This window comes from Pseudobutyrivibrio sp. AR14 (assembly GCF_900101325.1).
GTDB lineage: Bacteria > Bacillota > Clostridia > Lachnospirales > Lachnospiraceae > Pseudobutyrivibrio.
Window position 1 is genome coordinate 122,701 of the sequence record NZ_FMUY01000006.1, and the last position, 13,295, is coordinate 135,995.

A 13,295-nucleotide genomic window follows, 5' to 3' on the forward strand; every position below is an offset into this window, starting at 1 on the left:
TTACTCTCTTTCTTTTTTAAATTTGCCTCTAATAAAACATAAAGAAAAGACTGTTATAACAGCCTTTTCTATTTATTTGAGTCGGGTAAATCTATGTTTATACTAACATCGATATTTGCCTTATTAATTTTGTCCTTATTTATCCGCATTTGAGCATCATGCAAAATATCGCGAATCTTTTCCAAATCTTCATACGCATCATCAGATGAGTATGGCTTGTTTTCATCCTGAAAGTTAAAATCCATAAGCCAAGTCCCCATTTTTAATTACTTAGGAACTTCAGTTTATCAGATTATTTTGAAGAAATGATGTCCTCTATCTGGCCCTCGATAATTTTCATTAGACGCTGTCTTGCCTCTACAGCCGCCCATGCAATATGAGGTGTGATAATGAGCTTTGTGCTGTCCTTGATTCTAACAAGTGGATTGTCGCTAGACATAGGCTCCACATCAAGTACATCAAGACCTGCTGCTGCAATTTGTCCACACTCTAGTGCGTCAGCTAAGTCTTTTTCCACAATAATAGGACCTCTTCCCACATTTACCAGGATAGCTGTGTTTTTCATCTTCTCAAGAGCAGTCTTATCAATCAAATGAAGTGTATTTTCATCCAGTGGTGCGTGGATAGTGATGATATCCGATGTGGATAAAAGTGTATCAAAATCCACTTCCTTGTAGATATCTGAGTGATTGCGTCCTGTAGTAGAAAAATAAACTACATTGGCTCCAAGGCATGTTGCAATCTCTGCCACTCTGCTTCCAATTGCGCCCAAGCCGATTATGCCCCATGTTTTACCGCTAATCTCATTGAAATGCTTTTCAAAATGAGTGAACATCCTATCATTAACATAGCGCTCACTTTTTACATACTCATCATAGTAGCTTAGGTGCTCATAAAGGTGAAGTGCAAGTGCAAGTGTATGCTGGGCAACTGCCTCTGTAGAATAGCCAGCTACATTTCTCCATTCTATGCCTCTGCTGGCAAGATAATCCTTGTCCAGGTTGTTGGTACCTGTAGCTGTGACACACACAAGCTTCAAGGATTTTGCCTGACCAATTGTTGACTCGTTAACTAGCACCTTATTGAGTACGATAATATCTGCATCTTTTACTCTCTCAGGGACTTCCTCAGAAGTAGAATAGTCGTAGATAACCACCTCTCCAAATCTCTCAAACCCAGAGAGATCAATATCTTCTCCAATTGTTTTTCTGTCTAGAAATACTATCTTCATTTTGCTTCTCTTTTCGTATTACTTATTATCTATACCTCAAAATCAAGGCACACTCTTGATGCTGTGTATGGACGTACCTTGCCGTCTGCTACAGCAACATGCTCTGGATGAACTGCGTATCCCTTAAGGGATGCCTCATCCTCAAATGAAGAATCAAGCATCAAATCTGCATTAGAGCTTGGCAATCCTTCTGTGTAAACCTTTATATCAATTAATCCAGGAATCTTGCCCTGAAGTGCCTCAAGACCCTCTTTGATACCAGCCTTGATTTTAGCCTTTTCCTCTGGGGAAAACTCTTCCTTTAAAGTCCATAAAATAACGTGCTTTACCATAAACTATCCTCCTAAAAAAATTCTTATAAAATCAGGGCCATGCTGAGCTCGTCAACATTGACCCTGAAAACAAATCCATAGTGTTAAGAATTAATAATTCTCTTCTCTAACCTCGAAGTATGCCTTTGGATGCTTGCAAACTGGGCAAACCTCTGGAGCCTCTGTTCCAACTACAATGTGACCACAGTTGCGGCACTCCCACATAGTTACGCCACTCTTTTTGAATACTTCCATAGCCTCTACGTTGTTAAGAAGCTTGCGATAACGCTCCTCGTGAGCCTTCTCGATAGCTGCTACACCTCTGAACTGTGCTGCAAGCTCTGGGAATCCCTCTTCATCTGCTTCCTTAGCCATGCGATCATACATGTCTGTCCACTCAGCATTCTCACCCTCTGCTGCATGGAGAAGATTCTCTGGAGTAGTTCCAACTCCGCCTAAAGCCTTGAACCAAAGCTTAGCGTGCTCCTTTTCATTGTCAGCTGTCTTTAAAAATAAAGCTGCAATCTGCTCGTATCCAGCTTTCTTAGCAACTGAAGCGAAATATGTATATTTGTTGCGAGCCATTGATTCGCCAGCAAATGCCTCCCAAAGGTTCTTCTCTGTCTTAGTGCCTGCGTATTTGTTCTCTGCCATTTTTTATCCTCCTTTTACACCAAAAAACTCTCCTCCCCTTTAAGATTGATTATCGCTAATCTATGCACTTTTTGCAAGTGTGTTTTGCGCAATTAATTGAGACACAATCCCTTTTATAGTGGTGCACATGGCATTAGGATTCATACGGCTAGATATCATAAATCCATTCCACATGCCCTTTGTCGCATTAATCCCATTTAGATATTTGATTCCATAGCAATTCTTAGCTAAAATCCACTCCTCCAAATTCTTAGAGTAGTCGTCAATTAAAATGGATGTAAATTCCTGATCTATATACTTTTGCTTGGGCTGGCCATAAGGAACAAATATCCTCTGTAAATGTCCTAAACCGTTGTTATTAAGCCACGTTATTTTGTCATCCATGGAATGATTATCCTGATAAACAGCTGATAAAATACTGACATCATATTCCTCTGAAAGCATCTTAACCGCATCTATCAATCTCTCATCCGGCTCCAACGCTGCAAAATATCCTGGCTAAAATGTGTCTTCTATTGATGCATCCATGTTCCACTTGGCAATGCAACCATCCATGTCTATGTATATTTTAATCTTCTCCATACCAGCACCTCCTACGTTTGTTAATTAATCTCGCCATTCCTGGGCAGGTTATCTGCTGATATTATTGTAAAAAAAAGAAGTGCCCCTTTATAAGGACACTCCGAAATGCTTTTCAAAATTTATTTAGTCGACATATCCGCTCTTTAAATACTCAACGAATGTCATTAATGTGCCGTTTTCGCTGTCAAATAACTCTCTAAATAAGCCCATCGTCTAACCTCCTATTAAGCTGATTCCTAATTACACCATTAGAATACCATCTTTTTTAGAAAGTTCCATTGGGCAAATATACAAATTAAACAAATTCCAATACCTAAAACTGTGCACTATGTATAAATCAATAGGGTTTTACCCCCTTTTTGGCAGTAAAACCAAAAAATGCTGATAGTACAAAACGCATACAGCAATGAGCCAAATATAGCCGAATATCATTATTACAGTGTTAAGCGCTGACTTGGACTTGCATATTTTAAGGCTTACTCCCTTTTCTCTAGGATAAAACAACTGGACAGGACGATATGTTATAACGTCCAGCAATAAATGGGATGCAAATCCTATAATGAAGCCTAAAAGCACTGGCTTTGAAAATAAAAATATACCTATTCCATATAGTCCAAATGCCATCAGCGAATGAGAAAAGCCTCTGTGTTCCGATTCTCTAGCAAAATACCCGGTAATCAATATTATCAAAAGCCCAAGCACCAAAGAAATAATGTGGGTCTGCATAAAGTATTCAAACATGCTGCCATGAGCAACAATATCTATATATAAGGCTGCCACTGATAGTATGGTGGCTATAGTCCTGCCTAATACTGCATCCTTTGATACACCGATCTTACAGTCTATGTCACATAAAATACTTCCTACTGATGCCCCTATAACAATAGGACACAGTTCTTGTATAGTCTCTGGCGCCAGAATTGTTAGAGAGCTGGCCACTCCTATTGCAATGTGTGTCTTACTAAGCATAACATTTCTCCCATTTTCCTAATCCCTCCTTATATGATAAATCTTTTTTTATTTTAGACAAATAGTTTGCATCTTTTATTTTAGATTTTTTATAATAGACTCATACTATTTGCTAGGGAGATTTTTTATGAAAGATATTATTATTTCTTATTTAGTGATGATGAATGCACTAGGACTTGCCGTCATGGGACTTGATAAAAAGAAGGCTATTTCAAATCAATGGCGCATCCCAGAAAAAACTCTATTTTTAGTCAGCGCCATCGGTGGAAGTATCGGCACTCTTTTAGGCATGTATCTATTCCGCCACAAGACAAAGCACTGGTATTTCGTCATTGGAATGCCTTTAATTCTTGCAATTCATTTAGTTTTAGGGTGGCTAATATATACAAAAAGCTTCTAAATCATCATGATTTAGAAGCTTTTATTGTAAGCTCATCCTTTTTCACATTACACTCTAAGTTAAGCACCTCTACCCCTGCATTCTTAGCCTCAGTTAGAGCTACCCCAAACTCTGGGTGGGTCTCTATGTTTGGTCTTACCTCACTGACGCCCTCCACTTGAATTACAAAAGCTGCCATGGCTTTGTATCCTTTGTCTATGGCTGCAGTAAGTTCTCTAAGGTGCTTCACTCCTCGCTCGGTAGGTGCATCTGGGAAGTAGCCTATCCCATCTTTTATCAGGGTGCAGCCCTTTACCTCAAGAAGATATTTATCCTCTCCTTTTGCCATGTAAAAATCAATTCTAGAATTCCCGTATTTGTACTCAGGCACAACCAGATCATAGTCCTGCTTCATAAGCCACTCTTTTACTACAGCGTTTGGTGCCTGAGAATCTATATTTACAATCCCAATAGGTGTCTCTACTGCCACCAAATCAAAAGGTGTTTTTCTATCAGGGTTACTTGCTTTTTCCAAGTACACAGTCCTTCCTGGAATTAACAATTCCTTACAACGTCCCGTGTTTTTTACATGGACTTTTATTTCTTCTCCATGGACCTCTACATGAGCTATAAATCTGTTGGGTCTAGATATAAATTTTGCTTCTACGATGCATTCATATTTCATGGAAAAGATAATAGCATAATTCTATCTCTCATAACATATTATTCTTTCATTTTTCATGTCATTGCATAAGTAAATATCCTTTTCGGAAACATCATACACTTTTACTATTTCTTCTATCTCCCTATAATTGCTATCCATCTCTACCAAAATATTCTTATATCCCTTCAACAATCCCATATTAAAGACCTTCGTCTTTTCATTTTCAAAAATGGCATTATATAGTATTCCTGATTCCACTAGATCTTGGAAGAAATGGCTTCCATAAGAAAGCTCTGGATTGTATCCCGCCTCAGAATTTGCAATCTCGCAAATTGCTTCAAACTCACTTATATCCGCAAATGCTGTAGGTACTCCAAGCTCAGGAGATGTTGTTCCAATGCGCCCTGGTACCATGAGAAGCATCTTTTTTCCCTGATTACGCATCTTCCAATTTATCCTTCCGATGGCATTAGCAATAATGTACTTATCCTTGTAACCCATGTTGTAATATTTAACAGCATCAACGTAGACTATTAAATCCATCTTTTCCACTCTGGATAATCCCATTGAAGACTTTTCGCATTCAAATAAAACCTTATTTTCATCTATATTTTCCGGCATTTCAAAATCCATTGAATCCTCAAAAATCTGAAGAGGTCGGCACTGTAGAATGTTAATTACATAATCTCCATTCTCAGCAAAATTGATAGTAAACTCTGTGTCCACAGGATATTCATATGTTTCTTGAATAGTTCTCAAAATGTCTTTCATCTGAGCCATTAATTCATCCTTTGCAACTATTCCATAGCAAGAAATAAACTGTATATCTCTAGGATGTCCCTGTTCACGATAGATGCTTTCTGCCTCATAATCATGTTCTAAAAGCAGGCCCTGCAAATAAAATGGCATAAATGGTTTTATTGTATCCAGCTCTACCTGCTGCAACTTCCCTTCAGCTCGATTAATAAGTTCCAGTTTCTTCTGCGAATATCTATGTTTTTCGATGCTATTTTTCGCTGTTGAGGCCTTTGGCTTATCAAGGCTTACAAGTCTTGGATATGAGCCCTCCGTTCTATCCACTGCTGACGTTCCAAGTCCCATTACAAGACGAAGCATTCCTGCCGTTGGCTGCAGACTTTCCATAAATCGATATGGGCTGTATGAATAACCAACGCCTGCTGCACAAGGCATATAATAATCCCCATAATATGAACCCGAAACTCTCTGAATCAAAAGAGCCATCTGCTCATCTCTTGCCTGCAGTCCACGACGATTTCTATAATCTAAGGCTGACTTACTCATCGTGCTAGCATAAACTGTACGAATCGCATCCTCAAGTTCCAAAAGTCTTTGTTCCATATCCCCTGCATTCGGGCAAAATACTGATTCATACTTTCCTGCAAACGCATTGCCAAATCCGTCTTCTAAAATAGAGCTAGACCTTACAATAATTGGATCTTGACCGTAATACTCAAGAAGCTTAACCAACTCTTCTTCCATATCTCGCGAAAACTTTCCCGTTTTTAGACGATTTGCAAACTCCTCCGCCAAACTAAAATATTCTTTTGGCTTTCGCTGTCTTACCCTAATATCCCAAAAGTGGTTCTCCACAATAAATGTATAAAATACATCAGAGCCCACATAAAAGGAATCATGGGGCTCAAACTTATCAAATATATCAGGCCTACTGTTCTCAATAATCTTTCTGGCAAGGAGCATTCCGCAGGATTTTCCACCTATCATGCCCGTTCCAATCATCCTATTTTTCACATTAAGATAATCCTCGGCCCTAAAGTTTTCTTTTATCATGATGCGCATCCTTTCATCTCTGCTCATCATGATATTGCACATTCTATTACACTGCTCAGTGACGTCAATGCCATTTTCGTGCATGGTCTTTGTCATATCAAAAAATCTATCCCAGCTATCCTTGTTTCCACGGTCTGCATTTGATGTTTCAGTTTCAAGTAACTGATAAAAATGGCTAGCCATTACACCATCAAGCATCGGCTTAAATGTACCATTTTCAGGCTCATAAATATGAGGCAAAAACATTGTCTCAGAATACCTATTCCAAACCTTATCTGGCCTTACATATACATGCTTTGAATCTGAATAAACATCTAGAAATAGCTGTGTTGTATCACGAATTTTAGCTATTGCTTTAAATGAATGCTTACCTCTAATCAATGGGAAGAAGGCCACAGTATCAAGTGAAAAAAGATATGGGCAGGTTACTTGAAAAAAATTACCCATCATAAGGTCTGTAGCCCAGGCAGTCTGAAGTTCTGACAGACAATCAAATACAAAGAAGGCATCAACACCTTCCCTTTCAATTATTTCATGAATAGCAACTGTAAAAGTCTCAAATCTGTGGGACAGTTCCACATTAACAATCTTCAAACCTTCCTGTGGTTCAAAGAGTGGCTCGTGAGATGCAAATCTAACATAAATTAGATTTCTCCCATCCACTATTGCCTGCTTCACGTATGGACCTGCAAAAAGCATAAAATCCTCTAGCTTATCCACCCTCCAGACAACATTATCCCCAAATCTAATGTTGTCAAACTGCTCATCCATTTGCGGAATACCAGAACATACTCTATCAAATGCTGCCATTGTAAATTCCCCCAAGTTATTAATCTACTTTTTTAATCCACCAATCCATTTTGAAATCTTGATAAATGTTCAAACGGCAAAATCTGTCTACCCCTAAATAGTCCACATCCATCATTAATCAGGCTGTTATTTTCCGCTGTAAACATATTTACATCTATCTTTGATAAATCTATATCTTCAAGAGCTACCACTCGCTCATACGCCTCATCGAAGTATAAACATTCTCCTACAGGTATTTCATTTCTTCTACTATGCTGCTGTTCTTGAGCCTTCACATATCTTAAATGGTTTGAATTTCCTATTTCTGCGCTGTCATCCATGGCCTTTGTTCTAAGCTGAACTTCTACATAACATCTTGCCATCTCATCAAACAGTGTTAGATGCAACGATCTATAGCCAGCACTGGTTGGCTCATGAACATAATCTCTATAAATATCTCTCAAGTTCTCATCCAACAAGTCAGAGCATTCCCTACCCTCAAGATTTGATTTCACAACAGCAAATCCCTGTTCTGATAAAAAAGAGGGAAGTGCATTTGCTATTTCGTATAATAGCTTTATCTCTTCTTCCTCTCTGTCCTGGCCCTCTTTAAGGTGACACTTAGGCAAGGATATTACTATCCTATAAGCAATCAAATCCCTGAAGCAGCTTAACTTTTCTTTTACTTCCTGTATAGCAGGAAAATGATGATACTGCTGATAATACTCATATATATAATCCACTATATATCTATTAAATTTTTCCTCTGATCTGATAATGGATTTAATTCTCCCTTTAAAAGTAAATGCAAGATAATAATACTTCTCCACCATGTATTTATAAAACTCTCTTATTCGCTGGGACTGAGACGTCAAGAACTCATTATGCTCCAATAACTCGTATATTGTTTCAAGAAATGAACAATGAACTATATCTATTTGATTATGGGAATCCATCGCGCTTGCCTCTAAATCATCCATATACTTTTGCAGTATTCTAAAAATCGTCTCACCATCATACAAATAATCGTTAAGTTTTATCATATTACCTTCCTTCCCATTTTTTAATTCACTATTCCACCGTAGTTCCAAGAATTGTTCTTGATTTACCATCTCCGTTTTGCTTTTTTAGCATAAAAAAAGGCGACGCAAATAAATGCGACGCCTTTGTCGAAAACAAAATATTTTTTTTAATTATAATTAGTTATCTTTTCCCATGTCAATACGCAATAGTCTATCCACTAAAACTTTGCCGCATTACAAATGATATTTACACAATTATCTATTCCAAGTGTTGAACTCTTTACTGATAAATCATAGAATTCTGCATTACCAAATTCTGTGTGTGTATAATATTTACAATATTTCTTACGAGCCTTATCAACAGAATGTAATCTCTCAAGGACCTTAGCTTCCGGCACATCTGGCATTTTACCCATCATTCTCTTTAATCTGAAGCGCTCGCTTGCAGAAATGAAAACATGAAGACTCTTATCATATTCCTTAAGAATAATGTTTGCGTTTCGTCCTACGATTACACAATTACCCTTTTCAGCAACCTTTCTAATAGCTTCTCTTTGGGCATTAAAAAGACGCTCATCTAATGGCTTGTTGTAAAAATCAAATAGGCTTTGTCCAAATCCAAATTCCTTTGGAACTTTTTCATCATAGTAGCGAATCTCCTCAGGTGAAAGATTTCCGCTTTCTATGGCAGTCCTTACAATCATATCTTTGTCGCAATAATAGTATCCAAGCCTCTCTGCCACTGCCTGGCCAATTGTGCTACCACCTGCTCCAAATTGTCTGCTAATTGTAATTATATTTTTCATATAGCCCCCACTATAATACTTTGTTTAAGAAATCTATTGTTCTTTCTTCCTTAGGATTGAGCAATACTTCCTGTGGAGTTCCCTCTTCCACAATGTATCCTCCATCCATGAAAATAACCCTATCTGCCACTTCTCTTGCGAATCCCATTTCGTGTGTGACTATCACCATTGTCATACCATCTGCTGCAAGTGACTTCATAACCTGAAGAACTTCTCCTACCATTTCTGGATCAAGTGCACTTGTTGGCTCATCGAAAAGCATAATGTCTGGCTCCATGCAAAGAGCTCTTGCAATGGCTACACGCTGCTTTTGTCCACCTGAAAGCTGGCTAGGAAAACTATTTGCCTTATCCTCAAGGCCTACTCGCTCAAGCATCTTTTTTGCTCGTTCTGTAGCCTCTTCCTTTGAGCATTTTCCTAATTCTACAGGAGCCAATGTAAGATTATCGATGATGTTAAGGTTGTTAAAAAGATTAAAATGCTGGAAAACCATTCCAATCTTTTCTCTCACATGATTAATATTTACCTGCTTGCTTAAAATCTCTTCGCCGTCTACTACTATTAATCCTGCACTTGCCTTCTCAAGTCTGTTAAGACATCTTAAGAATGTGGACTTTCCTGAGCCTGATGGTCCGATTACGCACACTACCTCGCCACCATACACTTCTGTAGAAATGTCCTTTAATACTTCAAGGCTTCCAAATTTTTTATTTAAATGTTCTACTTTGATTTTAACTGTACTCTTATCTACCAATGCTTAACCTCCTCTCAACCATCTTTGCACTACGTGAAAGGATAGTGATAACAATCAAATACATAATTCCTACAACAGCCCATGTTTGGAATGACATAAATGTATTAGCCTGAACATTTTTCGCTGTATTTACTAGTTCAGGGAATCCAATTACTGAAAGGATAGATGTATCCTTTAATGTAATAATAAACTGATTGATAAATGTAGGAATCATAGTACGTATTGCCTGAGGAAGCACTACCTTTCTCATGGCCATACCGTATGTAAGACCAAGTGAGCGAGCTGCCTCCATCTGTCCTGGATCAACGGACTGAATACCTGCTCTGACAATCTCTGCCATGTAGGCACCGCAGTTGAGAGCCAAACAGATAGTACCTGCCTGAAGAGCTGACAAGCTTATATTGAATCCACCTACCATTGTGTTAAATAAATAAGGGATTCCAAAATAGACAAAAAATGCCAATACAATCATTGGCACACCACGAATTACATCTACGAATATCTGTGAAATAACATTGCATGCTCTATTTTTAAGCACACCTAATATACCGAAAAATAAGCCTATAATACAGGCAAAAAATAATCCCAACAATGCCAAAAGAAGCGTTCTTCCTAGAGCGCCACATAGCATAGGTCCATATACTGTTATAATTTTAATCATATATTATCCTCAATAATCAGTGGGCAGTTTTAACTGCCCACATTAGTTTCTTATTCTCCAAGGTACTTGCTAATAATCTCATCGTATGTTCCGTTAGCCTTGATATTCTTAAGACCTGCATTGAACATATCTACAAGCTCCTGATTGTCAGCATTGAAAATTGCAAATCCGTACTGTGCTGGATCATTACCGGTTCCGTCTACAATCTTCATAGCAATGCCTGTCTCCTTGATGTTAGAAGCCATGATTGGTGTATCATCAAATACTGCTGCAACCTGTCCACCAACTACTGCCTGGTACATTGTTGGAGAATCCTCAAAATATGTAACAGTAAAACCGTATTCTGATGCTAATTCTTCAGCATATGTTGCACTCATACTAGCTGTCTTAACTGCAACTGACTTTCCTGCTAAATCATCAAAACCATCGATATCTGATGATGCCTCTACTGCCATACTCTGGTTAGCATCATAATATCCATCAGAGAAAATCCAACCAGATGCCTTACGCTCCTCTGTGATAGATGCACCAGCGATCATTCCATCTGCCTGACCAGCCTGACATGCTGCAATAGCTGCATCCCATCCAAGTACATCAACCTTGTACTCAAATCCCTGGTCCTTAGCAACTGCGTCTAAGATTTCCATATCAATACCAACAAAATCGCCATTATCATCTGTGTACTCAAATGGCTTAAAAGCTGTATCTGTAGCGATTACCCATACTTTTTCACCTGAACCCTCTGATGCCTCTGGCTTCTGCTCTGATGCTGTGTCGCCACATCCTACCATTGTTGCCATAGTAGCAACAGCCATTAAAACTGCTAGAACTCTTTTCTTCATAATTAATCTCCTTCCTTTATATACATTCTTTAATAAATGCCTTAATTAAATTCATGCTTTCCTCATTATTCTCATAGGAAAACTCTGGGTGCCACTGCACTCCTATTGCAAATCTGTGATTCTTCACGGCTATTGCCTCAACTAATCCATCCTCAGATTCAGCCATCTTCTCCACTTTCGGTGACAATGTTTTTATAGCCTGATGGTGATAACTGTTAACCTCGTGAATGCCACTTCCTATTATTTTTGCCAACCTAGTGCCTTCTAGCACCTGAACTTTATGGGCTGGCCTATTATAAGGAGGACTCATATGGTGTTCTACCCTGCAATTATATTCTGTAGGTAAATCCTGGTAAAGACTACCGCCAAGATATGCGTTTATAAATTGAAGCCCTCTGCATATACCCAAAAAAGGCTTATCGTCCACCAAACATCGGTCCAATATAAAGCTTTCCATAAAATCTCTTGATTTGCAAGGCTTTCCGCAGGTAGATTTTGCTTTTTCGCCATATACATCTGGCGATACGTCATGGCCTCCTGTAAAGAGAATGCCTGTACACAAGCTATATGCTTCTGATAATTCTTCTTCATCTTCTGTCAGAGGTAGCATTATTGGCAGTCCTCCTGCTTTTTCTATTGCCTTCATATACCCTGGCAACATCCAATAGCTTTCTCTTTCATCGTCATATAAAGGTATCAGTCCTATTATCGGTCTCAACTTTGCCTCCTATAAAGCAAAAAGGCGCCTGCTCATAGTGCAGACGCCCTTGTCTTTTTCATACTTTACAACTTTTATAATTATTGTGCAAGGCTTATTTCTAAGGAATTAATCCTCGCCTACTAGCTTAACTACCTCATAATCATGGGATACTGCTGGTAAAAATTTCTCCAATATGAAATTTGTCTTTATCTTAAGGCTGCTTGTGCATACACATGGGTGACAACCAATATAGTCACCTTTTATGACATCCTCATCAATTAAAAGCTTTACTGAACCGTCCTTGTCATTCATTAAACCCATGACACTGACCGCACCAGGCTCTATATCCAAGTATTTTAACATATCATCCGCATCTGCAAATGATAACCTGGCTGAATTTATCTGCTGAGACAATTCTTTTGTTTTAAACTTCTTATCACCTGGCATTAAAAGCAGGTAAAAATTTGTCTTTTGTCTGTTGCATAAAAACAGGTTTTTACACATTAGGGTGCCAAGCTTTTTATCTACTTCCTCACATGCCTCCATTGTTGTGGCTGGCTCATGATCCACTCTTTCATATTCAATCTGAAGCTCATCTAAAAAATCGTAAACTCGCACCTCTCGCTCTAGTCTTCCGGTCAAATCTGCAGGTCTTCCGGGCTGTAATTCTGTCATAATATTCTCCTCTTGATTCGATTTAAAGTTGTATTTATATGTTAAATCTGTTGTTTTAACTTTTCTATAAGGGTTATATCCGCTGGCAGCCAATCCACATCATCTATGGTTTCTTTTGTAAGCCATCTAGCTGCCTCATGTTCCTTTAAAACCAAATCACCCTCTACAATTTCGCTCCAAAAACAGTCCATGGATAAATGAAATGTTGGATAATCATACTCGATTGTATCTATTAAATCTCCTACTTGAACTATAGTATCAAGCTCTTCTTTTATCTCTCTTTTAAGCGCTTCTTTTGGAGTCTCTCCTGCTTCTATTTTCCCACCTGGAAATTCCCAACCATCTTTGTAATCTCCATAACCTCTTTGGGTGGCAAATATCATGGGCTGGCCTTTTTCATTTTTTGCTTTTATTACTGCTGCAACTACCCTAACTGTCTTCATTATT

At 38.4% G+C, this 13,295-nt stretch carries 17 protein-coding genes; 1 reads left to right on the forward strand and 16 read right to left on the reverse strand.

Annotated features, from left to right (window positions below; all coding sequences use genetic code 11):
* Positions 1-68 precede the first annotated feature (68 nt).
* The 6 genes from BLP50_RS14310 to BLP50_RS07200 all read right to left on the reverse strand — a co-directional run bounded on the left by BLP50_RS14310 (position 69) and on the right by BLP50_RS07200 (position 3,747).
* The gene (locus tag BLP50_RS14310; RefSeq protein ID WP_163927207.1) at positions 69-245 is read right to left on the reverse strand and encodes a hypothetical protein; all 177 of its coding nucleotides are present in this window, start codon (positions 243-245) and stop codon (positions 69-71) included.
* Between the two features lie 47 nt (positions 246-292).
* Positions 293-1,231: a D-2-hydroxyacid dehydrogenase gene (locus BLP50_RS07180; protein ID WP_090153150.1), complete on the reverse strand. Its 939-nt coding sequence runs from the start codon at positions 1,229-1,231 to the stop codon at positions 293-295.
* Between the two features lie 29 nt (positions 1,232-1,260).
* On the reverse strand, positions 1,261-1,563 hold the full coding sequence (locus tag BLP50_RS07185) for a Dabb family protein (protein WP_090153152.1): 303 nt from the start codon (positions 1,561-1,563) through the stop codon (positions 1,261-1,263).
* A 90-nt stretch (positions 1,564-1,653) separates the two neighbouring features.
* Entirely contained in the window at positions 1,654-2,196 is a 543-nt protein-coding gene (rbr, locus tag BLP50_RS07190) for a rubrerythrin (RefSeq protein ID WP_090153155.1), read from the reverse strand.
* A 60-nt stretch (positions 2,197-2,256) separates the two neighbouring features.
* Positions 2,257-2,658, reverse strand: coding sequence for a hypothetical protein (locus BLP50_RS07195; RefSeq protein WP_143001131.1), 402 nt, complete (start codon positions 2,656-2,658; stop codon positions 2,257-2,259).
* A 468-nt stretch (positions 2,659-3,126) separates the two neighbouring features.
* On the reverse strand, positions 3,127-3,747 hold the full coding sequence (locus BLP50_RS07200) for a metal-dependent hydrolase (protein ID WP_090153161.1): 621 nt from the start codon (positions 3,745-3,747) through the stop codon (positions 3,127-3,129).
* Between the two features lie 127 nt (positions 3,748-3,874).
* On the opposite strand from BLP50_RS07200, the gene BLP50_RS07205 reads away from it, so the two are divergent.
* Positions 3,875-4,147, forward strand: coding sequence for a DUF1294 domain-containing protein (locus BLP50_RS07205; protein ID WP_090153164.1), 273 nt, complete (start codon positions 3,875-3,877; stop codon positions 4,145-4,147).
* A gap of 4 nt (positions 4,148-4,151) precedes the next feature.
* On the opposite strand, the gene sfsA is transcribed toward BLP50_RS07205, so the two are convergent.
* From sfsA to BLP50_RS07255, 10 genes are all read right to left on the reverse strand, one after another.
* A complete protein-coding gene (gene sfsA, locus BLP50_RS07210) occupies positions 4,152-4,811 on the reverse strand; it encodes a DNA/RNA nuclease SfsA (RefSeq protein WP_090153167.1) in 660 nt (219 codons plus the stop codon).
* Between the two features lie 21 nt (positions 4,812-4,832).
* Complete coding sequence (locus BLP50_RS07215; RefSeq protein WP_090153170.1) at positions 4,833-7,409, reverse strand: PEP/pyruvate-binding domain-containing protein; 2,577 nt, start codon at positions 7,407-7,409, stop codon at positions 4,833-4,835.
* A gap of 32 nt (positions 7,410-7,441) precedes the next feature.
* Complete coding sequence (locus BLP50_RS07220) at positions 7,442-8,431, reverse strand: nucleotidyltransferase family protein (RefSeq protein ID WP_090153174.1); 990 nt, start codon at positions 8,429-8,431, stop codon at positions 7,442-7,444.
* 197 nt (positions 8,432-8,628) lie between these two features.
* On the reverse strand, positions 8,629-9,216 hold the full coding sequence (locus BLP50_RS07225) for a cytidylate kinase-like family protein (RefSeq protein WP_090153177.1): 588 nt from the start codon (positions 9,214-9,216) through the stop codon (positions 8,629-8,631).
* Positions 9,217-9,226: 10 nt separating this feature from the next.
* Positions 9,227-9,970 carry an amino acid ABC transporter ATP-binding protein gene (locus BLP50_RS07230; RefSeq protein ID WP_090153179.1) on the reverse strand — a complete coding sequence of 248 codons (744 nt, stop codon included), beginning with the start codon at positions 9,968-9,970 and terminating at the stop codon, positions 9,227-9,229.
* Positions 9,960-10,631, reverse strand: coding sequence for an amino acid ABC transporter permease (locus BLP50_RS07235; RefSeq protein ID WP_090153182.1), 672 nt, complete (start codon positions 10,629-10,631; stop codon positions 9,960-9,962). Before BLP50_RS07235 ends, BLP50_RS07230 begins: the two co-directional genes overlap by 11 nt.
* 50 nt (positions 10,632-10,681) lie before the next feature.
* Positions 10,682-11,473: a transporter substrate-binding domain-containing protein gene (locus tag BLP50_RS07240; protein ID WP_090153185.1), complete on the reverse strand. Its 792-nt coding sequence runs from the start codon at positions 11,471-11,473 to the stop codon at positions 10,682-10,684.
* A 16-nt stretch (positions 11,474-11,489) separates the two neighbouring features.
* Positions 11,490-12,191, reverse strand: coding sequence for a gamma-glutamyl-gamma-aminobutyrate hydrolase family protein (locus BLP50_RS07245; RefSeq protein WP_330386067.1), 702 nt, complete (start codon positions 12,189-12,191; stop codon positions 11,490-11,492).
* Between the two features lie 108 nt (positions 12,192-12,299).
* Positions 12,300-12,848, reverse strand: coding sequence for a prolyl-tRNA synthetase associated domain-containing protein (locus BLP50_RS07250; RefSeq protein WP_090153187.1), 549 nt, complete (start codon positions 12,846-12,848; stop codon positions 12,300-12,302).
* A 41-nt stretch (positions 12,849-12,889) separates the two neighbouring features.
* A complete protein-coding gene (locus BLP50_RS07255; protein ID WP_090153190.1) occupies positions 12,890-13,291 on the reverse strand; it encodes a (deoxy)nucleoside triphosphate pyrophosphohydrolase in 402 nt (133 codons plus the stop codon).
* Between the last annotated feature and the right edge of the window lie 4 nt (positions 13,292-13,295).